The sequence below is a fragment of the Orientia tsutsugamushi genome, from assembly GCF_900327275.1.
Taxonomy (GTDB): Bacteria; Pseudomonadota; Alphaproteobacteria; order Rickettsiales; family Rickettsiaceae; genus Orientia; species Orientia tsutsugamushi.
The window spans coordinates 549,129-575,818 of sequence record NZ_LS398548.1 but is presented as its reverse complement, the minus strand read 5'-3'; the positions used below and the strand labels follow the sequence as shown (position 1 = coordinate 575,818).

General features: G+C 29.9%; 17 protein-coding genes and 12 pseudogenes. 14 read left to right on the top strand and 15 right to left on the bottom strand.

All coding sequences use genetic code 11. From position 1 onward, the window contains the following. The first annotated feature begins 558 nt into the window (after positions 1 to 558). On the top strand, positions 559 to 2,826 hold the full coding sequence (locus tag DK405_RS02965; protein WP_231967607.1) for an autotransporter domain-containing protein: 2,268 nt from the start codon (positions 559 to 561) through the stop codon (positions 2,824 to 2,826). A 529-nt stretch (positions 2,827 to 3,355) separates the two neighbouring features. Further along, positions 3,356 to 6,982 (top strand): pentapeptide repeat-containing protein, encoded by a 3,627-nt coding sequence (locus DK405_RS02960; protein ID WP_231967606.1) that lies wholly within the window; start codon positions 3,356 to 3,358, stop codon positions 6,980 to 6,982. Positions 6,983 to 7,255: 273 nt separating this feature from the next. Here the strand turns inward: DK405_RS02960 and DK405_RS02955 are convergent. Then, positions 7,256 to 7,830 (bottom strand): annotated as a pseudogene (locus DK405_RS02955) (IS5 family transposase); the annotation flags it as partial. A gap of 118 nt (positions 7,831 to 7,948) precedes the next feature. Here DK405_RS02955 and DK405_RS15355 point away from each other — a divergent pair. Beyond that, positions 7,949 to 8,110, top strand: a pseudogene (locus DK405_RS15355) (IS982 family transposase); the annotation flags it as partial. A gap of 371 nt (positions 8,111 to 8,481) precedes the next feature. On the opposite strand, the gene DK405_RS02945 reads toward DK405_RS15355, so the two are convergent. Both DK405_RS02945 and DK405_RS13760 read right to left on the bottom strand, forming a co-directional pair. Then, positions 8,482 to 8,823, bottom strand: a complete 342-nt coding sequence (locus DK405_RS02945; protein WP_064613296.1) for a DUF2610 domain-containing protein — start codon at positions 8,821 to 8,823, stop codon at positions 8,482 to 8,484. Positions 8,824 to 9,034: 211 nt separating this feature from the next. Continuing rightward, a complete protein-coding gene (locus DK405_RS13760) occupies positions 9,035 to 9,160 on the bottom strand; it encodes a syntaphilin domain-containing protein (RefSeq protein ID WP_231108566.1) in 126 nt (41 codons plus the stop codon). Between the two features lie 174 nt (positions 9,161 to 9,334). Here DK405_RS13760 and DK405_RS13755 point away from each other — a divergent pair. Then, a pseudogene (locus DK405_RS13755) lies at positions 9,335 to 9,430 on the top strand (IS5/IS1182 family transposase); the annotation flags it as partial. Positions 9,431 to 10,067: 637 nt separating this feature from the next. Here the strand turns inward: DK405_RS13755 and tyrS are convergent. Beyond that, complete coding sequence (gene tyrS / locus DK405_RS02930; RefSeq protein WP_045912702.1) at positions 10,068 to 11,309, bottom strand: tyrosine--tRNA ligase; 1,242 nt, start codon at positions 11,307 to 11,309, stop codon at positions 10,068 to 10,070. Positions 11,310 to 11,898: 589 nt separating this feature from the next. On the opposite strand from tyrS, the gene DK405_RS02920 reads away from it, so the two are divergent. The 4 genes and pseudogenes from DK405_RS02920 to DK405_RS13750 form a co-directional block, all read left to right on the top strand. Further along, positions 11,899 to 12,072 (top strand): hypothetical protein, encoded by a 174-nt coding sequence (locus DK405_RS02920; protein WP_045912701.1) that lies wholly within the window; start codon positions 11,899 to 11,901, stop codon positions 12,070 to 12,072. A 103-nt stretch (positions 12,073 to 12,175) separates the two neighbouring features. Next, positions 12,176 to 12,650 (top strand): annotated as a pseudogene (locus DK405_RS02915) (TraC family protein); the annotation flags it as partial. Between the two features lie 144 nt (positions 12,651 to 12,794). Then, on the top strand, positions 12,795 to 12,932 hold the full coding sequence (locus DK405_RS02910; protein WP_373455920.1) for a helix-turn-helix domain-containing protein: 138 nt from the start codon (positions 12,795 to 12,797) through the stop codon (positions 12,930 to 12,932). Positions 12,933 to 13,276: 344 nt separating this feature from the next. Further along, positions 13,277 to 13,940 (top strand): annotated as a pseudogene (locus DK405_RS13750) (transposase family protein); the annotation flags it as partial. Positions 13,941 to 14,043: 103 nt separating this feature from the next. Here DK405_RS13750 and DK405_RS02900 read toward each other — a convergent pair. Then, positions 14,044 to 14,961, bottom strand: coding sequence for a S49 family peptidase (locus DK405_RS02900; RefSeq protein WP_045912699.1), 918 nt, complete (start codon positions 14,959 to 14,961; stop codon positions 14,044 to 14,046). Positions 14,962 to 15,252: 291 nt separating this feature from the next. On the opposite strand from DK405_RS02900, the gene miaB reads away from it, so the two are divergent. From miaB to DK405_RS02885, 3 genes are all read left to right on the top strand, one after another. Further along, positions 15,253 to 16,602 carry a tRNA (N6-isopentenyl adenosine(37)-C2)-methylthiotransferase MiaB gene (gene miaB / locus DK405_RS02895; protein WP_045912698.1) on the top strand — a complete coding sequence of 450 codons (1,350 nt, stop codon included), beginning with the start codon at positions 15,253 to 15,255 and terminating at the stop codon, positions 16,600 to 16,602. A 173-nt stretch (positions 16,603 to 16,775) separates the two neighbouring features. Further along, positions 16,776 to 17,612 carry an oxygen-dependent coproporphyrinogen oxidase gene (hemF, locus tag DK405_RS02890; RefSeq protein ID WP_045912697.1) on the top strand — a complete coding sequence of 279 codons (837 nt, stop codon included), beginning with the start codon at positions 16,776 to 16,778 and terminating at the stop codon, positions 17,610 to 17,612. A 140-nt stretch (positions 17,613 to 17,752) separates the two neighbouring features. After that, on the top strand, positions 17,753 to 18,094 hold the full coding sequence (locus DK405_RS02885; protein ID WP_064613298.1) for a DUF2610 domain-containing protein: 342 nt from the start codon (positions 17,753 to 17,755) through the stop codon (positions 18,092 to 18,094). A 291-nt stretch (positions 18,095 to 18,385) separates the two neighbouring features. Here the strand turns inward: DK405_RS02885 and DK405_RS15350 are convergent. Beyond that, positions 18,386 to 18,614: pseudogene (locus DK405_RS15350) on the bottom strand (transposase); the annotation flags it as partial. Between DK405_RS15350 and DK405_RS02875 the strand changes: the two are divergent. Continuing rightward, positions 18,614 to 18,985: pseudogene (locus DK405_RS02875) on the top strand (transposase family protein); the annotation flags it as partial. The pseudogenes DK405_RS15350 and DK405_RS02875 sit on opposite strands and share 1 nt — an antisense overlap. Before the next feature lie 98 nt (positions 18,986 to 19,083). On the opposite strand, the pseudogene DK405_RS16065 reads toward DK405_RS02875, so the two are convergent. Then, positions 19,084 to 19,201 (bottom strand): annotated as a pseudogene (locus DK405_RS16065) (IS982 family transposase); the annotation flags it as partial. A gap of 335 nt (positions 19,202 to 19,536) precedes the next feature. Here DK405_RS16065 and pgsA point away from each other — a divergent pair. Continuing rightward, positions 19,537 to 20,085, top strand: coding sequence for a CDP-diacylglycerol--glycerol-3-phosphate 3-phosphatidyltransferase (gene pgsA / locus DK405_RS02870; protein WP_012462182.1), 549 nt, complete (start codon positions 19,537 to 19,539; stop codon positions 20,083 to 20,085). A 433-nt stretch (positions 20,086 to 20,518) separates the two neighbouring features. Here the strand turns inward: pgsA and DK405_RS14945 are convergent, their stop codons facing one another. From DK405_RS14945 to DK405_RS02835, 7 genes and pseudogenes are all read right to left on the bottom strand, one after another. Beyond that, on the bottom strand, positions 20,519 to 20,653 hold the full coding sequence (locus tag DK405_RS14945) for a hypothetical protein (protein WP_269459336.1): 135 nt from the start codon (positions 20,651 to 20,653) through the stop codon (positions 20,519 to 20,521). Between the two features lie 891 nt (positions 20,654 to 21,544). Beyond that, a pseudogene (locus DK405_RS15345) lies at positions 21,545 to 21,682 on the bottom strand (HD domain-containing protein); the annotation flags it as partial. A gap of 17 nt (positions 21,683 to 21,699) precedes the next feature. Further along, positions 21,700 to 22,474 (bottom strand): annotated as a pseudogene (locus DK405_RS02850) (IS5 family transposase). 75 nt (positions 22,475 to 22,549) lie between these two features. Further along, positions 22,550 to 22,645, bottom strand: a pseudogene (locus DK405_RS02845) (IS5/IS1182 family transposase); the annotation flags it as partial. Between the two features lie 26 nt (positions 22,646 to 22,671). Continuing rightward, positions 22,672 to 22,965, bottom strand: coding sequence for a hypothetical protein (locus DK405_RS02840; protein ID WP_045912808.1), 294 nt, complete (start codon positions 22,963 to 22,965; stop codon positions 22,672 to 22,674). Between the two features lie 127 nt (positions 22,966 to 23,092). After that, complete coding sequence (locus tag DK405_RS12990) at positions 23,093 to 23,302, bottom strand: site-specific integrase (protein ID WP_231967916.1); 210 nt, start codon at positions 23,300 to 23,302, stop codon at positions 23,093 to 23,095. 11 nt (positions 23,303 to 23,313) lie between these two features. Continuing rightward, positions 23,314 to 23,844, bottom strand: a complete 531-nt coding sequence (locus tag DK405_RS02835) for a tyrosine-type recombinase/integrase (RefSeq protein WP_174197565.1) — start codon at positions 23,842 to 23,844, stop codon at positions 23,314 to 23,316. A gap of 225 nt (positions 23,845 to 24,069) precedes the next feature. Between DK405_RS02835 and DK405_RS02830 the strand changes: the two genes are divergently transcribed. Continuing rightward, positions 24,070 to 24,833, top strand: a protein-coding gene (locus DK405_RS02830; RefSeq protein ID WP_109510581.1) for an IS5 family transposase whose coding sequence is annotated in 2 segments (ribosomal slippage) — positions 24,070 to 24,397 and positions 24,397 to 24,833 — 765 coding nt in all. Because the reading frame shifts where the segments join, the coding sequence is not laid out codon by codon here. On the opposite strand, the pseudogene DK405_RS02825 reads toward DK405_RS02830, so the two are convergent. Then, positions 24,834 to 25,549, bottom strand: a pseudogene (locus DK405_RS02825) (conjugal transfer protein TraC); the annotation flags it as partial. Between the last annotated feature and the right edge of the window lie 1,141 nt (positions 25,550 to 26,690).

Below are 26,690 nucleotides of genomic sequence, written 5' to 3'. Positions count from 1 at the left end.
ACTTTTTGTAAAAAGTATTAATCATAGATATATCAGACCTATGGTGAATATGATCAATATTTTAACTGACCATTAATAGTTTTTATAAATGCGTATTTTGCTAAGAAGTAGAGATTTCATATGATGAATTACTTTTTCTTGCATGTTGGATCTGGTTTTTATGATTAACTCTAAACCTTAATTAGAAAGTGATACAGCAAGCTTTTTTACTAATAAATTCACGATCTGTAAATAGCAATCCTTTAAGTTTACGTACTAAATATTCTACTACTGTTCTATCATCAACATTTCATCAAAAAGTCAACATGCAAAATATACAGCATAATATTACTAGTTTTGAGTACTATTAAAGAGTTTTTAACTATATGTTAAAAATCGCTTGCTAAATTAATTAAAATATTTTAACATCCTTTAAATTAGTAGTATAATTAAATTGATACATATCTATAGGGTGATTTAATCAATACAACATCTACCTAATAAAGCACTCTAGGCTGTTATAGTCTTTTTAATTTATTACATAAATTACAAAAACAATTTAAAATTATTGTGTACCTTATGATAAAAATTAATAAAAAAGTAGCTTTAATTAAAGTATCGTTAATTTTTTCTGCGTTATTTTTTATTGGCAATGCTCAAAGTATATTCAACGTAAATGCGCAGTCCAACAGTACAAAGCAAGATCAGTTAAATAATAAAATAAATCAGATAGATGCAAGAAAATTTGAACTAGTTCAACAACAACGAAATCTAGAGCGAGACAGAGAGAAGATATATAATCGTATAGATTTAGAGAAGATAAAGTCACATTCAGACATATTGGATAAATTTCTATTACATCCGTCTAATCAAGTAACAGTTTACTTGAATGAAGAAGATCCGCATGATAGAAAAAAAAACACTAGAACACGTAGTAGAATGCTTTATAAGCACATACAGGATACTAAGAAATTGATTGACAAGATGCGTCCATCAATAGTCGATATAGTATCAAGTTATACGAATAATGGCCCAGATGCTCCAGACCCAGCTAGACTTATTACAATGACAGATCAGGAAGCAAAATTTAACGATAACGATAGGGTTGCGCGTTTTGATGACAGGATACATGGAGTAAATAATCCAGGTAAAAAATGGCGCGCAGTTACAACTGAAATAAATGAGTTAAGTCAAGAATTGGATAAAGTATTTCAATTTCATCAAGCTCTAGTGGATGTGCAGAATCAAATTAAGGCTTTGTCTTTACCGTCACTAAATGATTTAGCAACAGAAGTAAAGAAGTTGCATTTAGGTATTGGTGAGCAACTAGAGGATATTGACGAAAGTATAAAAGCGTGTGAACAAGGAAGTAATTCCATGTTAAAGTTGGGCCAGTATGAGCAATTGCTTGATGATCTATCTACCACATCTAAAAATATACTACAGATATTGCAAAAGCACGTGCAAGCAGGTAATGCTCCAGCTACAAAGAATGAACTAGATCAAATGTATAAGCAAATGCAAGACATAAAAACACTTATGCCAAAATTTACACAAGATCTAGAAATGTTATCTAAACAATTACATGATATATTAGGCTTGATAGCTAAGCTTGATCCTAGAGCTGATGAGCTTGATACTACTAAACATCAAGATCCAGGTTTATCAGAAAGAATCAGAAAAATCGTTAATGATATCATTAATGATTTTCCACCAGTGTTACAACAATATAAAAATAATTTAGAAAACGATTTAAAAATTATAAATGATAAAATAGCTAATATTGATCAGTTGGTTAGTTCTCTCAACCAAAAACTAGATACACTTCAGCAAGAGCAACTACTTAGTGATCAAATCGTTCCTACCAAAGCAATTACCAGCTTTGAAAAGCAACAGCCGCTACATCAGGCCGCTCAACATAATGCAATGCTAGCTAATGCTATTAGTTTTACTGCTGATACTGCAGTGAGTGCTACAACATCAATTTTATCTAAAATAGCAACAGTACAAAATCAATCTCCAAAGATTATAAGTTCTGGATCAAATATTTATAACAGCAATGGGTGGAATATTGATGGTAATGTATTCTGTGGTAAAACTAAGAAAACAGAACACAAGGAAATTCAAGGATACAGCACAGACATTAGCGGAGCATTTATTACAGTAAATAAATATTTAAATAAGAAGGTTGTTATTGGTGTTACTGGATTATATTCAAATCTGGATATTACATATGGTCAAAATGTAATATTAAATGAAACAAACTGTAAAGTATACTCATTATCTTTAAATGGTAGATATTATCCTCGACAAGATGTATTTATGCAAAGTATCGTTGGGTTGATTAAATATGATGGTACAACTAGATATCATGCTACTGTTCAGCCATCTAGTAATATTGATGGCCAAGGATGGTATGGTGATTTTATGTTAGCTGGTAATGTATATCCATTAAAACATAATTCAAAACTAACTTTTTCACCAATAGTTGGTATTGTATATACTAATTCTAGTCATGCATTTGAAACTACTATAAGAGATATAGATTATAACATATTAACAGGTAGAGCAGGAATTACGATAAAATATGTTATTGATAATATTAATAACAATATGTCGATAGTACCTGAATTTCATGCCTTCATTCATCGCTTGTTATGTGTTAAGAGTAACAAACCGGAATATGTTAGCTCCTTTGCTGAACAAATACCTCAGTCACTCGGCCAATTAGGTGTAGGAGTAACTGTATGGCATGGCAAAGTAGGTATAGGAATATCATATAGTGCTTACTTAGCTAACGAATATATTTCTCATATTGGGTCTGCAAATATAAAAGCTAGTTTCTAGCTTTTATATTTTTTAAATTAGTAAAATATATAATATTCAGATTAGGATAATTGAATATGCTGCTTTCCTTTGATTTTGATTCAAATGATAAAGTGTTAGATTAAATCTAGAGTTTTAGAGAATTTTAAATTCGTGTTCTTACAACTTTTAGGCTATTTAAAAGTAATTATTTTGCTGTAGAAGTCATGTTGTTTTTTGATATGTTATAGTATATAGTACTGTAGCTAACATAGGTTTGTTAAGAAATATTATCGAAGTCATGATATAAAAAAACAGAAAAAAAGAATAACGAAGACATATAAAGATAGAATACTCTCAAATAAGAAAGCCGCTAAGGTCTTTTGCAAACTAGAGTACTTTTTTAATTAAGCAATTTATTTTGAAAAAGAAAACATGTTTCAATTTTCTAGACATAAGCATTAAGCGAGCTACAATATTTATTCTGCCTAAATTTTACCTTATTTCTTATATCCAACTCTAGGTTATTAGTTTATAATTTAAATTAACAGTGAATATTAAAGCTAAAATCATGAAAAATATATTACCGGTTGATATCTGTTTATCAAAACACTTAAAAAGCAACTCTTATGAGTTCTTAAAAAACTCATTTGATCAAAATAATGATGGATTTACTGTAAATCATAGCTTAAACCTAGAATCACTACAAAAAAATATAGATTTATATCTAGACAATGAAGAGTTTAAGCTCCAAATGGAAAAAGAGTTTGGCTATTCTAAAAAGAATCAGCTTAAAATGATTATTAGTCAAATTCCTATTAATGAGGCAGATGATCAGGATTATGAACTTGATAGTCAGTACATAAAACTACAAAAAGCATTACGTAATTTTTTATATAAACCAGAGGATGGAGTTGCATTATTATTAGAGTACCAGGAAAAATATAGTCATGCACAGGTAAATGCATCGTTTAATGAATTCCTGCGTGATAAATTAAGCAATGTACAAGACCTATCAGAATTACGGCAATACCCTAACCTTTATAGTAATATTACATCAATTTATTCGAATGTCGAATCATTACATAATGATCTTAAAAGTAAGTCTGTAGTTGCTAATATTTATCATAACCCTCAAATGATGGCCGATAATAAACAACAGATGCTTAATGATGATTTTCTTTTTGATGAACGGCCTACTGTAGATTTTCAAACTCATATTTTAACTGGCACTGAAGATTTTCATCCTGGTGCTAATGAGTGCCGAGAAGAGTTATTTAATGGTGGTAATTTTCAAGGATCAACCTTTCGTAATATTGAATTTGATTTTTCTCCTAAAGATATAAACTTTCGAGACTGCTTATTTGATACTGTAGCCTTTAGTAATCACTCGATTAAAGATTTAGATTTAAGAGGAGTAAAACTACAACATTTACTATTTAGCAATAATGGTTCAATAGAAAATGTCTCTTTTGATGTTGCAGATTATAATGTTTTAAAAAAACTTGGTGTTCTTAGGTTAGAGCAGTCTGATGAGTTAAAAGAAGAACAGACACATTCAATAAATAAATATTATACTAAAGAAGATTATACTCGTGACTTGCAAGATTTAAGTAAACGTACAGCTAATAAATTAACAGCTATTAGAGCAGCTCCAGCTACTGGTTCAAGTATATTTAGCTATTTTCAATCTGCAGTGAATTATTTGCAAGGTAGTATACCAAGCATTCAAACACTACAAGCAACTATAGAAAAAGATCTGCAGGATATCAAAACTGAAATTGAAAAATCTGGAAAGGATGATTTAGACTATAATAGTCTAACAACTCATTACAATCAGTTACAAAATTTATATCATGCAGATAAAAGGATTCAACATCAAGAAGCAAATGCTGCTAAAGAAGTTATAATAAAGAATGTTATATGTGATCCAACATACCGCTGTAATCAAGAAGATACTGCTTATAAAGTTACAGTTAAAGTTAATCGTAGTGATCTTGAAGAATTTCTTAAAGAAGGACAAGGTCAGAGCTGTTGTGAATTTATTTCTAAAAAATATTCTGATTATATTCAAAACAAAGAAAATTCTCTAAAAGAAAAACTAAATCCTGATATTACAGGTATAAAAGTTGTTGTAGTTCCTGACGCATCTAAAGAAAATCTAAGTGGATTGGATTTTAGTAAAAAGGATATGTCTTCTGTTAATTTAGCATATTGTAATTTAACATCTTGCAATTTTTCTAAGGCTAATCTAGATGGTAGCTGTTTAGAAGGATCAAATGTTACTGATACTAAATTTTATAAGGCTAAACTAAATGATACTAATTTGATAAATATATCTGGTAGCAGAGTTGTATTTGATAAGGCGAATGGATCTAATGTGAGGTTAATGGGAGCTGAATTAGGCGATGTTACCAATAATGGCGTTCATTCCAACTCAGCAACATTTAAAGAAGCTAAATTATTTTATGTTGATAGTTTTGGTGCTGACTTAAGTGGATGTGATATGAGTAGGGCTGAATTCGAACAAGCAGATTTTAGTCATGCTAACATGATAAGAGTTAAAGCGCAACATGCTAAAATGCAGAACGCTAATTTTGAACTAACAGTAGCTAATAATATTGATTTATCATGTGCTAATGTAATGAAAAGCTCATTTCAAGAAGCAGAAATGATAAATGCAGATTGTTCTAAAGCTATACTGCAAAGTGCAAATCTGACAGCAGCAGATGCTAGATTAGCTAAGTTTAATGAATCTAATATGGAAGACGTTACTGCAGTAGAAGCAAATTTAACTGACGTTAAAGCTAATAAAATTAATGCGCAAAATGCTAACTTTGAATCTGCAATCATGAACCATATTCAAATGGAGGATTCAAATTTAACTAATATAAATATGAGTCATGCTCAAGCTAAAGAAGCTAGCTTTGATCAATCTAATTTAACTGCTGCAAATGCAGAAAAAGCTAATTTGACAAACTCAAGCTTTGTAGCAGCTAATATGAGCAGGATGAATATTACAGGTAGTGATTTAACATCATCTAATTTAATGTCTGCTGATCTGCAGGATGTACAATTTTCTCCTAGCACTATTTTGGTTGGCGCTAATATGGAAGACGCTAAAAATGTTGATGATAAGTTAAAGCAACATATGAAAGATCAAGATCAGACTTTGCTTGCAGGACTTGGATTAAATAAAAGATATCCAAAATGTACTATTGTGGATAAAGATGGTATTAATGTAAGACTTAAAGCGCAGCGTCTAGGGTATAAATTATTAACTTCTATGCCAAAAGAAATGTCTCTTTTGCTACCAAATGCGTTATCTTCATATATGAAATCATGTGAAGTAGATGTATATAAGCTTGCAAATAGTTTTATTTCAGCGGTTGAAAATGATAAAGAAGGACTGCCACTTTCAGAACAAGATAAAAAAGTTGGTTATATTGATAGTTTATATGGAGACTATTTAGCATATTTGGGGGCTAATTCATATAATATGCTTAGTTGTACCTTAGCAAAATTTACTAATTTTGCCAGCATTATTGAACAAAACTTTAATAAAGAGGGGTGGAAATTTATTACAGGTAATGGTGATCAATCAGTAGCAAAGGATACGCTTGTTAAGATATTATCTGAATTGTGCAAGGAAGCTAAAGAAGGAGTTCTGCAACCACAGAAAGCAGATGATGTTTTGCCTGAGCAAAAATACATGAAAGCACGCAAAATATGGGATAGAAAAATACCTATAGTTAAGCATATACTTGAGCACAAATACATGAAATTACTTCTGCATGCTGGAAAAGAATTTTGGCGAGAAAGCAGTGTAAAAACTAGACTTGCAACTGTAGGTATAGTTGCTGGTGCTACGACAGCTGCAGTAGTAGGGGCAGTGCCGGCGTCAATAGCTTATCTTTCATATAAAACTGTGCAAAAAGTTATGCATGGAATCCTCAATAGAAAAAATAACCAACAGCATTCAGTTAATCAGCAAAAACTAACAGAACAAACAGTTAATCAAAAAGATGTAGATAATATAGATTTGGAAAGCAATAAGAGCATAAACATAAGTAAACAAGATCTTAATGCTATAAGAGCCAGCATTGATAACATAGATTTCGTTGATGAACAAGCTGTTGTATCACAGCCACTTCCAAATAAGCCTAGAAATAAGTCAAAAAAGCAACAAAAAATGTAACTGTAAAGGAAAAATAATTATCATGGCTCTAATGAAAATTATTATTTGATGATAGCATATTATACAATAGTGGTAATGCTTAAGGAAGTAATCAAAGTATAAGAATAGCAGCACTCGTATATGTTAATCTAGCACATAATAGATTGTGGTTAATAACTTCAGATTAGATATTGCGTTAAAAATCAATAAAAGAAATAATAATTTTATAAAAAAGATGTAAGTTTTTATAAAGTTACTATTTCTGATATGTAATTAGACATTTTTCGAAACTGGTTAAGGTAGATCAAAATTATAAATGCCAGAGATCAAATTAAAACTAAGACCGAATCTTTTACGTCTATTTCAATATTTGTCAGCAATAATTTTGAACCGTTTGCATACCAATAACGTTTTCATTGACAACTCTTTCTCATGCTAACCTACGATTATTCTTTTTATCATTTTTAGTTAAAGGATTTTTCTTGCTTTTTTTCTTTGGTAATTCAGAATTATTGTGAATTTTTTGTATACCTTGATATCCTGTATCAGTAATCGCTTTAACCTTAGGATGAATAAGAATTTTGGATTCCTTAAATAATCTAAAGTCATGCTTTTTACCGTTAGAAAAATTTGTACATATTACTTTATGCGTTTTCTTGTCTACCACTATTTGAGTTTTTAGTGTATGCCTTTTCTTTTTTCCTGAATAATAGAATTTTTGCTTTTTTTAGGTCTTTCTATAGGAGTCTCAGTAGCATCAATCAAAACTACTTCATAATTCATATCGCTCTTCATTAGAGCTTTACGACCTGAAAGAGCAAAGTTGGATGTTTAACTAGGGTGTCTTCTACCCATTTTACAGCTTTATAACGCCAGATTAGGATAAGTGGAAATATTAAATGTAGAGAATAAAAGGTATACAAAGAGAGAATGTTGAGTTATAAAAAAAATTTAAATAAACAAGAAATAACCCAACATGAAAAATAAATAGACAATTTTTGCAAGATATATCAAGAGTGGGAGAGAAAGAGATTAATACCAAGTAGTAATCAAAGGAACAGAGGTAGGAAGTTGTCCTTAGCTGAGTTATTAACAATAGCGATATATTTTTATTTATCTCCATGCAAGGATTGTAAAAATTATTATCTATAATTTGTGCTATATTTTCACAATTAACATCAAGATATTATTGTCATATTGATAAATAATATTAATACAGCTACAGTTAAATTTTATCAACTCAAATGAGAATAAACTAAATAGCAGCTTTTATAAAGCGTATAAAGCTTACAGTAACTTTTGTACTAACTTATTTCTTCTGGTTAGTTAAATTTTCTTAAACGTAGAATGTATTGCCATGATGGAGGCCTCATACATAAGGTCACCCATTGGCATATATCAGTAAGCTTATGTTCGTAGAACAACGTGGTTAATCAGCTCTTGATGTTAAACAAAGTCATATACATAACTTCACATTGCACTATATTAAACTCTTTGCTTATTTTTACAAAATAATTTGTCTAGTCATTTGGATTGTCGCTGCTAACTGTAGCTTGGCTTTCTTGCTTGGCTTGATTATTATTATCTTGATCATTGTTATCAGTAGCTGTGTTATTATTGCCCTGTGCAGATCCCAAAGCATACACTACCAATTCCTCTATGGGTACTTGATATTTTTTTGATAATTCTACTAATTGTGTTATTGAATCCATTACCTCAGCGGGTATTACTCCTCCTCTTTCAGTGGATAACCAATTTGCTTGAAAATGCAAAGGATGCTGATCTGGTTTTGGCTGTTGTATCATTACTGTAAAAGGAGCTATTTGACCGCCAAAATTACAATTAATTACAAGCTTTTTCATTTTAAATTCAGTATATAGGTTATTGCCTTATTAAATATAGGACTTAAGTGTTTTAGAATACTGTTTGCTGTTACATAGTTCTTCTTTTCTTTATTTCATCAAAAATTTTCTGAATATCTTCTCTGCTAATCTCTGATATCTTTTTATTGCATAAAGATGCTGCATACTTCAATATATTTTTCATACATCTGTTTAAATGTTAGTTCATTCTCTAATTTAAGTCTCTTCTTTCTTTATTTATCTTCCGTCTTTTCTCAATTAAATTTATTCCTCTGGCAATATCCATTTTTAACTGTTGTATCTTTTTTCTGGCTTCTACTACCGTTAAGTCTGGCAAATCTCCTATTTTTATATGCCATTAATGTTTATTCATAAATATAGTCTTCTAAATTCAGTATATGATATTATAAACAGTCAGTTCCTGTCTTTTGTATCTCTAAACTTGAATGTATTTTCTTCTTTTGCTGGTACTTTTATTTTATTAGACCTCTTTCGAAACTGGTTAAGGTAGTTCAAAATTATTGCTGATAAATATCGAAATAGACGTAAAAGATTCGGTCTTAGATTTAATTTGATCTCTGGCATTTATAATTTTGAACTACTTTAACCAGTTTCGAAAGAGGTCTAATAAATTAAATAGCAGCTTTTATAAAGCGCATAAAGCTCATAATAACTCTTACTCTAACTATTTCTTATAGTTAGTTAAATCCACTTAAACATGAAGTGGATATAATATAACTGTTTTATAGTGGCTTAGATATATGCAGCATACGCATCTTATATTCAAAAATTATCCTGTAGAAGCATTTTACTCATGTCCTATATTTTGAAATATTTTGTGCTTATAAATTCTTGAATTATAACATACAGAAAGCCTTGTGGAGTCAATATAATATTTCTACTATCTCTATTCTATCTTCTTATATTGAATTCATGTTAATATAAGACTTTTTTTGTAATATGAATAAGAAGTACAAAATAATATATGTTCCACTATACATAAGCATAAAAAAGCATGTACTGCTAACTCATCCTATATTGTCTATCACTTATATCAAACAGTTATTATTATAACTTAGATCTTTTTTAATTGATACTCTAGTGAAGTATATTTTTTGCTTATGTTTTTTAACTTAACAAAATATCTGTTTCTTTTTCAAGATTGAATTATTTTATACAAACTTTTGTTTTATCTTACTTCTTTCTGACTATCAATGGTTTTAACTATGGTTTGAAACAAGATGCTATTTAGCTATTTTAACTAAAATATGGCATTTTTTGCCTAATGAAACTGTAATCACTTGATCTATAAAATCATGCAATTGCACAACTAAGTTTATGTTATTAACTTTTATATTGTTGATTCTTATTCCATTACCTTGAATTAATCTTTTCCCCTCAGATTTAGTTTTAGCTAACCCAATTGTTACTAATAATTCAGTGATTGGTATACCAACCTTTAAATTATTGCAATTCTTTATAGTAAATGTTGGCAAATTTTCATCATCAGCTTTTTTATGCTCAAATATTTGAATTGCAGTATTAAGTGCTTTGTTTGCTTCATCCCTTCCATGGCATAGTAAAGTGATTTTATAAGCGATTTGCTTTTTGGCTTCATTGATATTATTGAAGAATAATTCTGTAAGCTTAGATAGCTCTACTTCAGAAAATTCGCCATACAACTTAGCAAAGCGTATTACATCATTGTCTTCTATATTTCTCCAATATTGAAAATAATTGTATGGAGAACACATATCTTCATTTAACCAAACAGCCCCATTAACTGTTTTTCCCATTTTTTCTCCAGATGAGTTTGTGATTAATGGAGTTGTTAAGCCAAATACTTCATTATTACTTAATTTTTTAACTAAATCTACGCCCATAGTGATATTGCCCCATTGGTCACTACCTCCAATTTGAAGATTGCAGTTGTAATATTTATTTAGATAGTAAAAATCATATGCTTGTAACAGCATATAGTTAAATTCTAAAAAGCTTAAAGGAGTGTGCCGCTCTAGCCTTGATTTAACAGAATTCATGGTTAACATCTTGTTTACTGAAAATGCTCTACCATAGTCCCGAAGAAAATTAATATAGTTGATAGAATCTAGCCATTCCTGATTGTTTAATAGTAATACGTCATTTTTCGTTTCATCAAATTTAATAAATTTTTTTAGTGATTTTTTAATTCCAGATATATTTTGCTGTATTTCATCATTAGTTATAATTCTGCGCAGTTTATCTTTTCCAGATGGATCACCAATTTTAGTAGTAGCTCCTCCAATAACAACTATAGACTTATGGCCGCATTGCTGTAATAGCCTTAATATCATTATCTGCATAAGATTTCCAACGTGCAAAGACTGAGCTGTACAGTCAAAACCAATATAAGCTACTATCTGGCTATTACTAATTTGTGTTAGCCTTGTAAGGTCAGTAGATTGATAAAAATAACCTCGATTAATGAATTCGTTTATAAAATGCATGATTTTATTTTTGTTATGTAAACCTTACTACTAGATAAAATAATAAAGATAGATAGTGAATCAGTCAATAAAATTACCCAACACACCAAATTATGATAAATTGAAAAATGATGATAGGAGAAAATAAGCTGGTAGGTAAGTGCAGTAAGGCTTTCCATCCATAAGAACAGTACTGTGATAGTACCTTTCATATTTAAGATGATTTAAGTAACTAGAAGAAATAAGTTAGATTAAGAGTTATTGTGAGCTTTATACGCTTTATAAAAGCTGCTATTTAGTTTATTCTAGTTTGAGTTGATATATAAACTTAACTGTAGCTATATTAATATTATTTGTCAATATGACAATAATATCTTGATGTCAATTGCAGAAGATGAAAAAATTAATGATATTTTTATGTACCATCAAAATGCAGCTGAAGTTGTAGGTTCATGAGTCTGGGAGTTTATTATTTATTGCTCATCGAAAAGAAGAAAACAATGTTTATTTAACAGTAATAGGAAAACACAAAATCACTCAATATTTAATGTTAATTTTTTTTCAAAAACTCTAAGATATGTAATGCTTGTTAATGCTACTTCAGGAAAAAATGAAGTTTTTATTATTGTTATTATGCTGTATGAGCTTAACCAGCTTCTTTTTCGAAAGCAATTTTGACTGTAAAATTTCTAAAGATCAAAAATGCAAATCTCTATATGAAATAAAGAATATGGCTGCTCAAGGAGTTTTTGATACTAATAATCTTGAGAAAGTTGAAACATAAAAAATCAAATCAAAAAGACGCTGTATTCTATGCTACAGGTGAGCTAAAGCAATTCAAAGCGTAGCTGTTGTTAACACTTCAGCCAAAAAAATCAAAAAAATGTCTTATTATCATCCTAGAAGCAAAAAAGAGGCTGGCAGAGTGGAAATTATCTGCCATGTATTTTTTTAGACAATGAAATACGTCGTGATAAATATATAAAATCAAATTTCCTGATTCATTTTGGTCTGCAAATTTTACCAAATCAAGCGATGGAAAGGACTGTAGCTATAACTAAAAGAGAAGCACTAGAAAGAAATATTAATGTAGGAATGGGAAAAATTTTTCCTGATATACAGCAAGCAGAAGAAGATCTAGCAGGTGTAGTAGCTGTTTTACAGAACGGTGATAGAGTTGTTAATGTTTACTTCAATGTTATTATGTTTAATAAAACAAAAAAAGCTAAGCAATCTGCATCTGCGTTTTGCTCGGTGTTAAGACGCAGTCGATGGTATTTTGTACCATGCAAATATGATCATGTAGCTGTATTATTAGCTGCACTAACAATGCAATTAGTTGAACAAAAAGCCAAAGCAATAGACTTCTTTCGAAAGTAACCAATGATGTAGAATGGTGTTATAAATATCTGATTTGAAGTAATAATGAAATTTGATTAGATTAAAGAGTTAGAGGATGAAAAATTTCGTCGATTAACAGGAGTAAGGAAGGTAACATTCTCAAAGATGGTAGATATTTTGAGGCAAACTGATGGTCTTAAAAAATCAAAAGTCGGGTGTAAAAATAAGCTCAATTTGGATGAACAGTTGCTGATGGACTTAAAATACCTTAGAGAATACCGTACTTATTTCTATATACGCTAATTTAGGATAAGAGAAAATATGAAAGGTAGTGAGTAAAAGGTATACAAGAGATAATGTATAATTATATATTATCTGTAGTTTCAATTAATAACCGTTTATTTATTGCTCATATTTCTACAAATATTCTTTCATAATACTATACTTAATAACCTGAACATTCACCATTATAACACTTGTATATTTACATATTTCTAATTGTTTCTTATCCTAAAATTGCATTTACAGACATGTGAGCAATAAATAAACTGTTATTAATTGAAACTATATTTAAAGATATTACATAATATCTCTTGTAGACCTTTTGTATTATCCATTTCATACTTTCTCTTATCCTAAACTGACGTTATATAGGTCAGAACTATGGGATTAGTGAAAGTTCAGCATATAAGGCTGTTAAATGGGTAGAAGATACGCTAGTTAAACACCAAAACTTTGCTCTTCCATGTCGTAAAGCTCTAATGAAGAGTGATATGAATTATGAAGTAGTCTTGATTGATGCTACTGAGAGTCCTATAGAAAGACCACCAAACACACCAAGTAATATGTACAGATTTTTCTAACGGTAAAAAGCATGATTTTAGATTATTTAAGGAATCCAAAATTCTTATCCATCCCAAGGTTAAAGTGATTACTGATACAGGATATCAAGGTATACAAAAAACTCACAATAATTCTGAATTGCAAAAGAAAAAAAGCAAAAAAAATCCTTTAACTAAAAATGATAAAAAGAACAATCGTAGGTTAGCAGGAGAAAGAGTTATCAATGAAAACGTTATTGGTATGCTAAAACGGTTCAAAATTATTGCTGATAAATATCGAAATAGGCGTAAAAGATTCGATATTAGATTTAATTTGATCTCTGGCATTTATAATTTTGAACTACTTGGTGGATTGTTATATTTTTATTTAAACTCTTCTTTACAACCCAGCATTATCTCTTTGTATACCTCACTTCTTCCATCTTATCCTATCTGGCGTTGGCATAGTTATTATCACAACCTACGATAGACAGTTATGTCTTGAGCTCATTCTTAAATTTAGCACAATGTGGTTCTAACAGAATAATAAAAAGAACTTTTTTTATTATTCTCAATTATTTCTAACTACTTAATTAATGTAAGTCATACTTATTAGTAGATGCATTATATTCAATAGCTTTTAATGTTTTTTGAACAAGACTATCAGCTCCAACATCTATTATCAAACCTAACTTGCGTTTGATCCAACTTTGCTTAGTAGATACATACTCTATTTTAATAGAATCACCATATTTGGTATTTAGAAAGCTATACATATCGTTTATGCCATCTATTAATCCATATTCTAAAGCTTGCTCTCCAGACCAAAACTCACCATTATAAATAACTTTATCTTCTTGAGTAATTTTATCTCCTCGCCTTGATTTAATATAACTGATAAAATGATTATGTATCTTTTTCTGCAAGTTTTGAATGATTTTTATATCACTATCTTTTTCTGGCATAAATGGATCTAATATAGATTTATTATTTCCAGAAGTATAAACTCTTCGCTTAATGCCAAGCTTGCCTATTGCTTCATGCAGACCAAATCCCATATAAATAACACCTATGCTGCCAATGATTGAACTTTTAGAAGCATAAATCTTTTTGCCTGCACAAGCTAACCAATATCCTCCTGATGCTGCGACATCCTCAACAAAGCTATATACAGGCACATTTTTTTGATTTGATAGCTGAAGAATCCTGCTTGCTATTAATTCTGATTGTACAGGAGAACCACCAGGAGAATTTACTACCAAGCATACAGCGGTTAATTTCTTAAATGAAAAAGCTTTTTCTATTACAGAATTTAATGTATGTAAAGTAAGCCCAGACTTAAAACTACCAACCTTACCAATAATACCAGTTAAGTGAATAACTGATACCACACTCTTGTTATTCAACAAACCGCAATGTAAGCAAGATAATAATTTGTCAATTTTACTAGCTGGTTGTCGCAATATTGCCTTATCTAAAGAATTAGTATGATTTTTACTAATAATTTCCATGCTGAGTATCCTCTAATTTATATGGTTGCTATATAAACACATAGAATTTATAATTTCAAATTTTTTTATTGATTATAAACCCTGTGCTATATTAAAAAAGTAGTTATAATATAACAGCTCTTTTTAATATAAAATAAAATAATAATATTATCTTCAAAATAATTTCAAGGAAAATATCTTGTGTTTTAATATAAGGCAAGTATATTTTAAATTTGGTATAGTATTTTACATCAACATAGTTTTTTAATTAAATAATACAGATAAACTAGAGAATTTAGTAGTTAAGTGATTATGAATAAAATGTTGTATATAAAAACATATGGCTGTCAGATGAATGTTTATGACTCGAATCGTATGGTAGACCTACTAGAAACTCAAGGCTATAATATTGTTGCAAATATGGCAGATGCTAGTGTAATAATATTAAATACTTGCCATATAAGGGAAAAAGCATCAGAAAAGATGTACTCTGAATTAGGCAGAATTAAAAAATTGCAGCAGAGTCAGCTTAAAGCTGGTAAAAGTAAAGCTAAAATAATAGTAGCAGGATGTGTTGGGCAGGCTGAAGGAGAAGAAATTTTTATTCGAGAGCCAGCAGTTAACATCGTAGTTGGCCCTCAGTCATATTATAATTTACCAACTATGCTTGAAAAATTAGATAGTGGTACAGAAAATCATTTAATAGATTTAGATTTTGTTGAAGCGGCTAAATTTAATAAACTTCCTGAAGTTTTAAAATCACCTACTGTGAGTGGCTTAGTATCTGTTCAAGAAGGATGTGATAAATTTTGTACATTTTGTGTTGTACCTTATACTAGAGGAGCTGAGTTTTCAAGACCTCTTGAACAAGTCTATCGTGAAGTTCTTAATATCGCTCAACAAGGTGCTAAAGAAGTTGTATTAGTAGGACAAAATGTAAGTGCGTATCATGGGAAAGATGAGAATGGTAAAGAGTGTAGTTTAGCTGACCTAATTAAATATGTTGCTAAGATAGATAAAATTAAAAGAATTAGATATATTACTTCTCATCCAAATGATATGACTGATCAGTTATTATCTTTACATGCAACAGAAGAGAAGTTAATGCCTTTTTTACATTTGCCTGTTCAATCTGGTTCTAATAAAATATTAAAGTTAATGAATAGAAGACATAGTAGAGAACGATATTTGGAAATCATTCAACAATTAAGAGAGTTAAGGCCTGATATAGTAATTTCTAGTGATATTATTGTAGGCTTTCCAGGAGAAGATGATGAGGATTTTGAGGCAACTTTGAGTTTAGCTAAAGAAGCTAAGTTTGGACAATGCTATTCCTTTAAATATAGTCAAAGACCAGGTACTCCTGCAGCTGTCAAACAGCAAATTCCCGAAGAAGTAAAACAGCATAGGTTAAGTATATTGCAGGCCCAGCTAATGCAGCAGCAGCTAGAATGCAATCAAAAATTAATTGGTAAGGTAGTGCCAGTATTATTTGATCGTGATGGTAAGTATGAAGGTCAAATAATCGGTAAGACGCCTTATATGCAATCTGTTTGTATTATGAACGAGAAAGGTAATAATTTATATGGTAAAATAGTTAATGTAAAGATCTTGACTGCTTCAGCATCAAGTCTATTTGGAGAAGTTTATGCTGATAGTTAAAAAACAATATATTGTATAAAATCAATATTTCAGCAATAATAACTCTACACTAACCTAAAGCTCTAGTTAACAGTTATTTGAAGCACTAATTTTCAACCTCTTTCATTTTAACTATTCAAAAGCTATGGTATATAAAAACTCAAATACAATAAGTTAAGTTAAGTTTGAGATTTATGATTGAATATCAGGAAAAATGTTATCAATGGTTTAAAGAACTACGAGATGAGCTTATCAAAGCGTTTGAACTAATAGAACAGCATTACGCAAGTAGCAAAAAAGTTAAAGTAGCTAAATTTACCAAGAGTCAGTGGAACAGAGCTGGTGGTGGTGGTGGAGAAATGTCGATAATGCGAGGTAATGTATTTGCTAAGGTTGGAGTTAATATTTCAAAAGTTTATGGAGATGTACCAACAGCATTATGTGATGTCATACCTTGCGCTAATTATAGTTCTGATTTTTTTGCTACAGGTATTTCAGTAGTAGCACATATGAAATCTCCTCTAGTTCCAGCTGTGCATTTCAATACCAGATATTTACAAACTAACAACTATTGGTTTGGCGGTGGAAGTGATTTAACGCCATTATATCCGGATAAGCTTGAGACTAAAAAATTTCATCAGGCTTTTCAACTAGCATGCGATAAATATAACCCATCATATTATGAAAAATTTAAAGCAGAATGCGATAATTATTTTTATTTACCTCATAGAAAAGAGGTTAGAGGAGTTGGAGGAGTATTTTATGATTATCTAAATAGCAAGAATTTTGATATAGATTTTAATTTTACTAAGAGTATTGGAGAAGCTTTTCTAGCTATTTATCCTGATATTGTAAAAAGCAAAATGTTTTTGCCATGGAGCAATAGTCAATACGAAGCTCTACTAGTTAAACGCGGAAGATATGTAGAATTTAATTTATTATATGATAGAGGTACTAAATTTGGATTAATGACTGATGGTAACGTTGATGCTATATTAATGTCACTCCCACCTGAAGTAAAGTGGCCATAAATTATTATAACAAATTAAAAACAAATAATATTAAAGTATAGTATTTACTAATATTATGAAAATAAATAAGATAATGTAGTATAAAAATTAAGCTATTACTGAAATATTAATAAGGCCATAACCTATATACTGAATTTAAAATGAAAAAGCTTGTAATTAATTGTAATTTTGGAGGTCAAATAGCTCCTTTTACAGTAATGATAGGACAACCAAAACCAGATCAGCATCCTTTGCATTTTCAAGCAAATTGGTTATCCACTGAAAGAGGAGGAGTAATACCCGCTGAGGTAATGGATTCAATAACACAATTAGTAGAATTATCAAAAAAATATCAAGTACCCATAGAGGAATTGGTAGTGTATGCTTTGGGATCTGCACAGGGCAATAATAACACCGCTACTGATGGCAATGATCAAGATAATAATAATCAAGTCAAGCAGGAAAGCCAAGCTACAGTTAGCAGTGACAATCCAAATGACTAGACAAATTATTTTGCAAAAATAAGCAAAGAGTTTAATATAGTGCAATGTGAAGTTATGTATATGACTTTGTTTAACATCAAGAGCTGATTAACCACGTTGTTCTACGAACATAAGCTTACTGATATATGCCAATGGGTGACCTTATGTATGAGGCCTCCATCATGGCAATACATTCTACGTTTAAGAAAATTTAACTAACCAGAAGAAATAAGTTAGTACAAAAGTTACTGTAAGCTTTATACGCTTTATAAAAGCTGCTATTTAGTTTATTCTCATTTGAGTTGATAAAATTTAACTGTAAGAGATAGAATAACTAGCAAGAGAAGCAATTATATGAACAAAGAAATTAAGAGGAGAGCGGTGTCTAGTATGCTCTAAATGGATATGTTTTTTTAGTACATTTAAAAAAAACAGACTCAATTAAAGAACGTTTATTTAATAACCGATTATCTTGTATATCCAATAAATATGTTTTCATATCTTTACGAAGATTAGTAAATAAACGTAGACCATTGGTCAACCACTAAAACTCAAATAGTGGTAGACAAGAAAACACACTAAGTAATATATACAGATTTTTCTAACGGTAAAAAGCATGACTTTAGATTATTTAAGAAATCCAAAATTCTTATCCATCCTAAGGTTAAAGCAATTACTGATATAAGATATCAAGGTATACAAAAAATGCACAATAATTCTGAATTACCAAAGAAAAAAAGCAAGAAAAATCCTTTAACTAAAAATGATAAAAAAATAATCTTAGGTTAGCAGGAGAAAGAGTTGGTATGCAAACGGTTCAAAATTATTGCTGATAAATATCGAAATAGACGTAAAAGATTCGGTCTTAGATTTAACTTGATCTCTGGTATTTATAATTTTGAACTACGTTAACCAGTTTCGAAAGAGGTCTAATAGATAATTTTTGCAAGATATATCAAGAGTATGAGAGAAAGGTGCTTCCATACTCGCTTAATAATTTTATAAAAACTTACATCTTTTTGTTAATAAGATACATAAGGATAACAGTTTATCTCTGGTTCTTTGATTACTACTTGGTATTAACCTCTTTCTTTCCAACTTTTGATATATCTTGCAAAAATTGTTTATTCAATAGTATACTTTCACAATACATTTTTTATGTTGGATTATTAATTTTTTATTTAAATTTTTCTTCATAACTCAACATTTTCTCTTTTTATCTAAGCTAATGATTTATCTTTTTCGCTTTTTCAGATAAAATCCTAATTCTATATATCGCAAATAATCAATTGTATTTATATCTTTAAACAAATTAATTTGTAATGCTAGACAATAAAAATCTCATATAATAGAACAAAAAATAGTTGCAGTAAGCAATAGTATACAATTATGTATATGTTTAATTTCTTATAGAATAATTTTATAACGTAGTCTTAAAGAATTATTAAAGAGCTAAAAACAATATGCAGTTAACCAGAAAAATACCAAATATTCTAACAGCTACTAGAATTAGTATAATACCAATTATACTAATTACTTTTTATTTTGATGATGTTATTTTTTCCCATCAATTGGCAGCTACCTTATTCGTTATTGCTGGTATAACAGATTTTTTTGATGGTTATATAGCTAGAAAACTTAATTTACATAGCAGTTTTGGTAGAATGCTTGATCATATTGCTGATAAATTATTAGTTGGCAGCATTCTTATAATGATAGTAAAATTTAGAAAAGCTCAAGAGTTACCATGCTTATTAATTTTATGTCGAGAATTTTTAGTAGCTGGCATGAGAGAATTCTTAAGCCAAATTAAAGTTAGTGTTCCAGTATCTAGGCTTGCAAAAATAAAAACTACATGTCAATTTTCTGCTTTAGCTATTTTACTATTAGGTTCTAAGGGCTCTGGAATTCATATGTTAGATATAGTAGGACAAATTACTTTGTGGATAGCAGCAATCTTGACTATTATTACTGGATATTCTTACTTGAAAGTATGTATTAAATATTTTTGATTAGATCGCTTTGAAAACTAAAGTTCCAGTATAATCTGAGTTGGATATAAGAGATCAGAGCTAATGTAAAGAAAGGAAAAGATAATTTAACTTAAGAAGATACAGAAATTAAAAATGGATATTGCTAGATGAATAAATCAAATGCATGAAAAAGGCAAGATAAATAAAGAAATGAGAGAAGAGGGTTGCCATATAGAACGATCTAATTCGAACAACTGGAAAAGTACATGTTAAGGACATTGAGGCCTTAAAGAATGGCCTTCTCAATGTTCAGTATAAACTTGAGCTTGTATCTTAGTTTTATACCGCAGTAGGTTGATATAGCATTTAAGTTTCTATTTCTAGCATAACTGGAACATGATCAGATGGCATATCCAATCACCTGGCATCTTTGATGATTATACAAGATTTAATTTTGGATTCTAAAGGATAACTAATCCATATGAGACACAACATTGCGTAATTGATAACTTGACCATACATCACTTTCTAATAGCGCAATATTAAGATCTCCAAGCAGTATAATCTTATCTTTTTTAGACTTATTATTCAAAAACCAAGCATTCATAAAATCAACATAGCATATTTATGCTTAGACTTTATATTTACATTTGCATCCGGAATATCTCCTCCTGCAGGCACATAAAAATTATGGATGCTTAAGTCTCCTATGTTAATAGCAATGTGCTTTTTTTCATCATTATATAGATTTATCGCAAACGTAGATTCAAATAAAATTCTGAATAAGATTGCTACTCCATTATAAGATTTTTGTCCACTATAAGTAATATATTTATATCTATTTATATCCTAAATTTATGCATTCTGTTACTGGAAACAGCCTGTCTTCTACTTTTGTCTCTTGTAACGCCAGATTAGAATAAGGAAAAATATGAAAAGCATAATGAAAAAGGTTTACAAGAGATAGAGATAATGTACAATTATAATTATGCAATATATTTAAATATAATTTTAATTAATAACGGTTTATTTATTGCTCATATTTCTACAAGAATTAGTTCATAATACTATATTTAATAACCTGAACATTGCTCATTGTAACAGTTGTATATTATCTCTTTCTAACTGTTTTTTATTCTAAATTTGAATTTGCAGACATGCGAGCAATAAATGGCTATTAATTAAAACTATATTTTGTGATATATCATAATTATGATTGTACATTATCTCTATCTCTTGTAGACCTTTTATATTATGCATTTCATACTTTCCATTGTCCTAATCTGGCGTTATTGGTATGTCCTTGTTTTTTTCTGATCCAAATATCTTTTTAAATGCTACATCATTCTTTGGATCTAGAAATCTTGATAAATGCATATATTTTTCATATTTTCTATTCTTTTTAAATTATACAATAAAATAACTTACATGAACATTCTCTTATTGAATTTTAATTTCTGCAATTCACTACATTAACCACCTATTAAACTTTAGTTTATTAGGTAGCATAAAGCTCACAGTATTTATTTAGCTCTATAGCAATCTCTGGTAATTTAAGGTATTCAGCAAGAGGTATAAATTCTTGCTGAGTTTCTAGTATGATTTCTTGTCTTCTTTTGGCTGGCTTTATGAATAGGCCTCTTTCGAAACTGGTTAAGGTAGTTCAAAATTATAAATGCCAGAGATCAAATTAAATCTAAGAGAGAATCTTTTACGTCTATTTCGATATTTTTGTCAGCAATAATTTTGAAGCGTTTTAGCATACCAATAACGTTTTCATTCACAACTCTTGCTCCTGCTAACCTATGATTATTTTTTTTATCATTTTTAGTTAAAGGATTTTTCTTGCTTTTTTTCTTTGGTAATTCAGAATTATTGTGAATTTTTTGTATGCCTTGATATCCTGTATCAGTAATCACTTTTACCTTAGGATGGATAAGAATTTTGGATTTCTTAAATAATCTAAAGTCATGTTTTTTACCGTTAGAAAAATCTGTACATATTACTTGGCGCGTTTTCTTATCTACCACTATTTGAGTTTTTAGTGTATGCCTTTTCTTCTTTCCTGAATAATAGAATTTTTGTTTTTTTTAGGTCTTTCTATAGGACTCTCAGTAGCATCAATCAAGACTACTTCATAATTCATATCACTCTTCATTAAAGCTTTACGGCCTGGAAGAGCAAAGTTTGCGTGTTTAACTAGGGTGTCTTCTACCCATTTTACAGCTTTATATGCTGAACTTTCACTAATTCCATAGTTCTGACCTATATGGAAATAAGTACGGTATTCTCTAAGGTATTCTAACACCATCAGCAACTGTTCCTCCAAATTGAGCTTATTTTTACGTCCACCTTTTGATTTCTTAAGACCATCAGCTTTCCTCAAAATATCCACCATCTTTGAAAATGTCCTCCTCTTGTATAGCATTTTGCTTAAAGAGATGATTCATTATTTGCCAACTTTTTTGCCTAGCAATCTTGAATAGATATCTTTCGAAACTGGTTAAGGTAGTTCAAAATTATAAATGCAAGAGATCAAATTAAATCTAAGACCTAATCTTTTACGTCTATTTCGACATTTGTCAGCAATAATTTTGAACTACCTTAACCAGTTTCGAAAGAGGTCTAATATCCTAATGGAGCTGGCAATAAACCTTTAGCTACTAAAAAACTTTTTAGCAAAAAATTCTCTGATACCTTCTTAAATTTCTTAAAGCAATAACATAGAGCAATTCCTCCAGCCATAAATGCTAGGCCTAATTTAGCATGCCTGCTGTTTACTAGTACAATTCCTGGAGCTACTCCAGCTAGCACTACTCCCCATTCATCAATGCTCAAACCCATATATTTTAACGGCCTCGATAATGCCCAACATAATTTTTGATTTTGCATAATCACCTTCAGCCGCAATTGTAGCATGAGATTTCTCTATAATGTTTAAATTAGCTAAATATCTTCAAACACAGATTTTACCTGTAATAATTAGTTTACATACATGCATGTGCGACATGAAGTCGCACTATTCTTACCACAACGTTTATATTAGTCAGATAGTATTATAAATATTATAATTTTCAGCACATTCCCTAATTATTTGTGTAGCCTTAGACATATACTCTCGTACTAACTCAATACAAGCTATAGTATAAGGTATTGTTGAGTTTGGATTAATATGATTCAATGTTATACCAATTGTCCTCTGACTTGCGCCTGCATCACCCATACAACTTGCTAACGTCCTTCTTAGATCGTGTATTCTGAAATTTTTTATGCCAGCCTTTTTACAAATCCTATTCTATGCCTCATATGGCTTTCTAAGTGTCTGCTTTTGCTACTATCGCTTTGTAGCACCCATTTACTTTTAGATGTTAATTTCCTTGCTTGCAATATTTCCATTGCCTCATCTGTTAATGGTATATTTTGCGCCTTTCCGTTCTTAGTTTTTGGTATATGCCATATTTTTCTTTCAAAATCTATATTGTCCCATTCCATCTCCAACACATTACTTTTTCTAGCTGCAGTATATAACGCTAGTAATGCAAAATCTCTTATCAACGGAGTTGTTTCTCTGCATAATACTTCTAAAAATCTTCCCATTTCATCGTAACTTAGACATCTCTCTCTTGCTTGCAGTTTACGCTGCTCTATTCCTAGAGTAGGATTGTTTTCTATTAATCCCCATTTTATTGCCTTATTAAATATAGTACGTAAGGTTGCCAGCAATAGATTTGCTGTTGCATATTTTCCCTCTTTGCTGATATCATTGAATATTTGTTGAATATCATTCCTTTTAACCACGTTTATCTTTTTTAAAAATAACAGTTTCCCATAATTATATATTCTTGCAGCATCTTTCTGCAAGTTTATAGTATATATTTTGGCATACTCTTCAATATACTTCTTTCTTCTCGAAACTAGAGAATGATGTAGAATAGTGTTATAAAGATCTGATTTGATGTAATAATGAAATGTGATCAGATTAAAGAGTTAAAGGATGAAAAATTTCGTTGATTAACAGGAGTAATGAAGGTAACATTTTTAAAGATGGTGGATATTTTGAGGAAAGCTGATGGTCTTAAGAAATCAAAAGGTGGACGTAAAAATAAGCTCAATTTGGAGGAACAGTTGCTGATGGTGTTAGAATACCTTAGAGAATACCGTACTTATTTCCATATAGGTCAGAACTATGGAATTAGTGAAAGTTCAGCATATAAAGCTGTAAAATGGGTAGAAGACACCCTAGTTAAACACCCAAACTTTGCTTTTCCAGGCCGTAAAGCTTTAATGAAGAGTGATATGAATTATGAAGTAGTCTTGATTGATGCTACTGAGAGTCCTATAGAAAGACCTAAAAAAAACAAAAATTCTATTATTCAGGAAAGAAGAAAATGCATACACTAAAAACTCAAATAGTGGTAGACAAGAAAACGCATCAAGTAATATGTACAGATTTTTCTAACGGTAAAAAACATGACTTTAGATTATTTAAGAAATCCAAAATTCTTATTCATCCTGAAGTTAAAGCGATTACTAACACAGGATATCAAGGTATACAAAAAATTCACAATAATTCTGAATTACCAAAGAAAAAAAGCAAGAAAAATCCTTTAACTAAAAATGATAAAAAGAATAATCGTAGGTTAGCAGGAGAAAGAGTTGTCAATGAAAACGTTGTTGGTATGCTAAAACGGTTCAAAATTATTGCTGACAAATATCGAAATAAACGTAAAAGATTCGGTCTTAGATTTAATTTGATCTCTGGCATTTATAATTTTGAACTACGTTAACCAGTTTCTAAAAAGGCTTAATAATACTTTATTCTCTACAGAAACAGTTTTTATGCTTCTACCTAAGCTAGAAAGTGCTACTCCGACTCCTGATATTTTTTTTTGACCTAATACACCTCTTCTACCTTACTCAACTTACTGCATTGGTAGCGCAGCTAATAAAATAGCTACATAATCATATTTGCATAGAACAAAATACCATTTACTGCGTCTTAACATCGAACAAAATGCTGATGCATATTGCTTAGCTTTTTTTGTTTTATCCAACATAATAATCACCGCTCTGTAAAGTAGCTACTACATCTGCTAAATCAGCAACTTCTTGCTGTATATCAGGAAATTTACCCATTTCTGCATTAATATTTCTTTCTAGTGCCTCTCTTTTAGTTATGGCAGCAGTACTTTCAATCGCTTGATTTGGTAGAATTTACAGACCAAAATGGATCAGGAAATTTGATTTTATATATTCATCACAACGCATTTCATTGTCTAAAAGCAAATACATGACAGATAATTTCCACTCCTCAGGCCTCTTTCTTGCTTCTAGACTGATAAATAATTTGATCATCATTTACATTTACACAATCAATCTCTTCAAGTAACGAAAAATCTTAACTTAGAATTTGTTCAGACAATATTTCATACTGGTTAATCTCTGAATATTCTTTTTCTTCAGACCAGCCAAATATTACTCTTATGAACTTTAATAATTGCTGTTCCTGTAGCTACTTCAGCTAACACTACTTCCTATTCGTCAATGCTCAAACCTATATACTTCAACGCCTCGATAACGACTAACATAATTTTTTTGCATAATAACCTTCAGCCTCAATTCTAGCATAAAAAATCTTATTCTACTCTGTGATTTTCAAAAATTTAGCAAAATCTAATGTAGAGTAACTACCTAGCTAAGTTGTTGTCAATATTTCTTCACTGCAATCTAATGATGGTAAGATTCCAGATAGTATCTCCGTTTAGATAAAAATTGGAACCACATATCATCAGCATGTTTTCTACAACTTTATTTGTAGCTACTTTTGCCTTATCTAACCTAGTTATAGCATAAATTTCAGTTGTTGAATACTATGCAATAATATTTTAGCTATTACATTAAGTTCTTCTTCATTATTTACAATTCAAGTGGCAAATCTTATTCTAAGATCATGTATTGTTCATTCGGTATTTCAGCCTTTTTTCTGAATCTCATCACACGCTCGATGTATTGTTGAACTTGATATGTGTTTACTATTAGACCTGTTTCGAAACTAGTTAACGTAGTTCAAAATTATAAATGCCAGAGATCAAATTAAAACTAAGACCGAATCTTTTACGTCTATTTCGATATTTAAAGTAATTAAATAATAACTTATTAATTTTTAAAATTAGCTTAAACTTATAGTGTGTAGTATGATTTTTATTTAATAGCAAATACTTTTGTAAAAATAAAAAATATTTTTAAGCGACGTTATCAACTGAAGGTTACTCTAAGCTTATCAACTACAAATTCAAGTTGCTTGATTAAAAATTAGCATTCCAATTAGCTAAATATCATACATATATTTGTGTTATATTTGTGCAATTAACATCAAGATATTATTATCATATTGACAAGTAATATTAATACATCTACAGTTAAATTTATATATCAACTTAAACGAGAATAAACTAAATAGCAGATTTTATAAGGCGTATAAAGCTCACAATAACTCTTGCTTTGACTTATTTTTTCTAGTTAGTTAAATCATCTTAAACATTGAACTGTACATGATTGTTTCCCATCATGCAGCGCAAGCCTCTTTAAGTTCAATTTCTGTTGAACCGGTGTTACACTTTGACCTTGGATTATGAATAAGATCT

What these genes read in the sequence shown, in the direction of transcription:
- DK405_RS02965 (WP_231967607.1), top strand. Translation starts at nt 559, where the DNA reads ATGATAAAAATTAATAAAAAAGTAGCTTTAATTAAAGTATCGTTAATT.
- DK405_RS02960 (WP_231967606.1), top strand. Translation starts at nt 3,356, where the DNA reads ATGAAAAATATATTACCGGTTGATATCTGTTTATCAAAACACTTAAAA.
- DK405_RS02945 (WP_064613296.1), bottom strand. Translation starts at nt 8,823, where the DNA reads ATGAAAAAGCTTGTAATTAATTGTAATTTTGGCGGTCAAATAGCTCCT.
- tyrS (WP_045912702.1), bottom strand. Translation starts at nt 11,309, where the DNA reads ATGCATTTTATAAACGAATTCATTAATCGAGGTTATTTTTATCAATCT.
- DK405_RS02920 (WP_045912701.1), top strand. Translation starts at nt 11,899, where the DNA reads ATGAAGTTTTTATTATTGTTATTATGCTGTATGAGCTTAACCAGCTTC.
- DK405_RS02910 (WP_373455920.1), top strand. Translation starts at nt 12,795, where the DNA reads ATGGTAGATATTTTGAGGCAAACTGATGGTCTTAAAAAATCAAAAGTC.
- DK405_RS02900 (WP_045912699.1), bottom strand. Translation starts at nt 14,961, where the DNA reads ATGGAAATTATTAGTAAAAATCATACTAATTCTTTAGATAAGGCAATA.
- miaB (WP_045912698.1), top strand. Translation starts at nt 15,253, where the DNA reads ATGAATAAAATGTTGTATATAAAAACATATGGCTGTCAGATGAATGTT.
- hemF (WP_045912697.1), top strand. Translation starts at nt 16,776, where the DNA reads ATGATTGAATATCAGGAAAAATGTTATCAATGGTTTAAAGAACTACGA.
- DK405_RS02885 (WP_064613298.1), top strand. Translation starts at nt 17,753, where the DNA reads ATGAAAAAGCTTGTAATTAATTGTAATTTTGGAGGTCAAATAGCTCCT.
- pgsA (WP_012462182.1), top strand. Translation starts at nt 19,537, where the DNA reads ATGCAGTTAACCAGAAAAATACCAAATATTCTAACAGCTACTAGAATT.
- DK405_RS14945 (WP_269459336.1), bottom strand. Translation starts at nt 20,653, where the DNA reads ATGAATGCTTGGTTTTTGAATAATAAGTCTAAAAAAGATAAGATTATA.
- DK405_RS02840 (WP_045912808.1), bottom strand. Translation starts at nt 22,965, where the DNA reads ATGCTACAATTGCGGCTGAAGGTGATTATGCAAAATCAAAAATTATGT.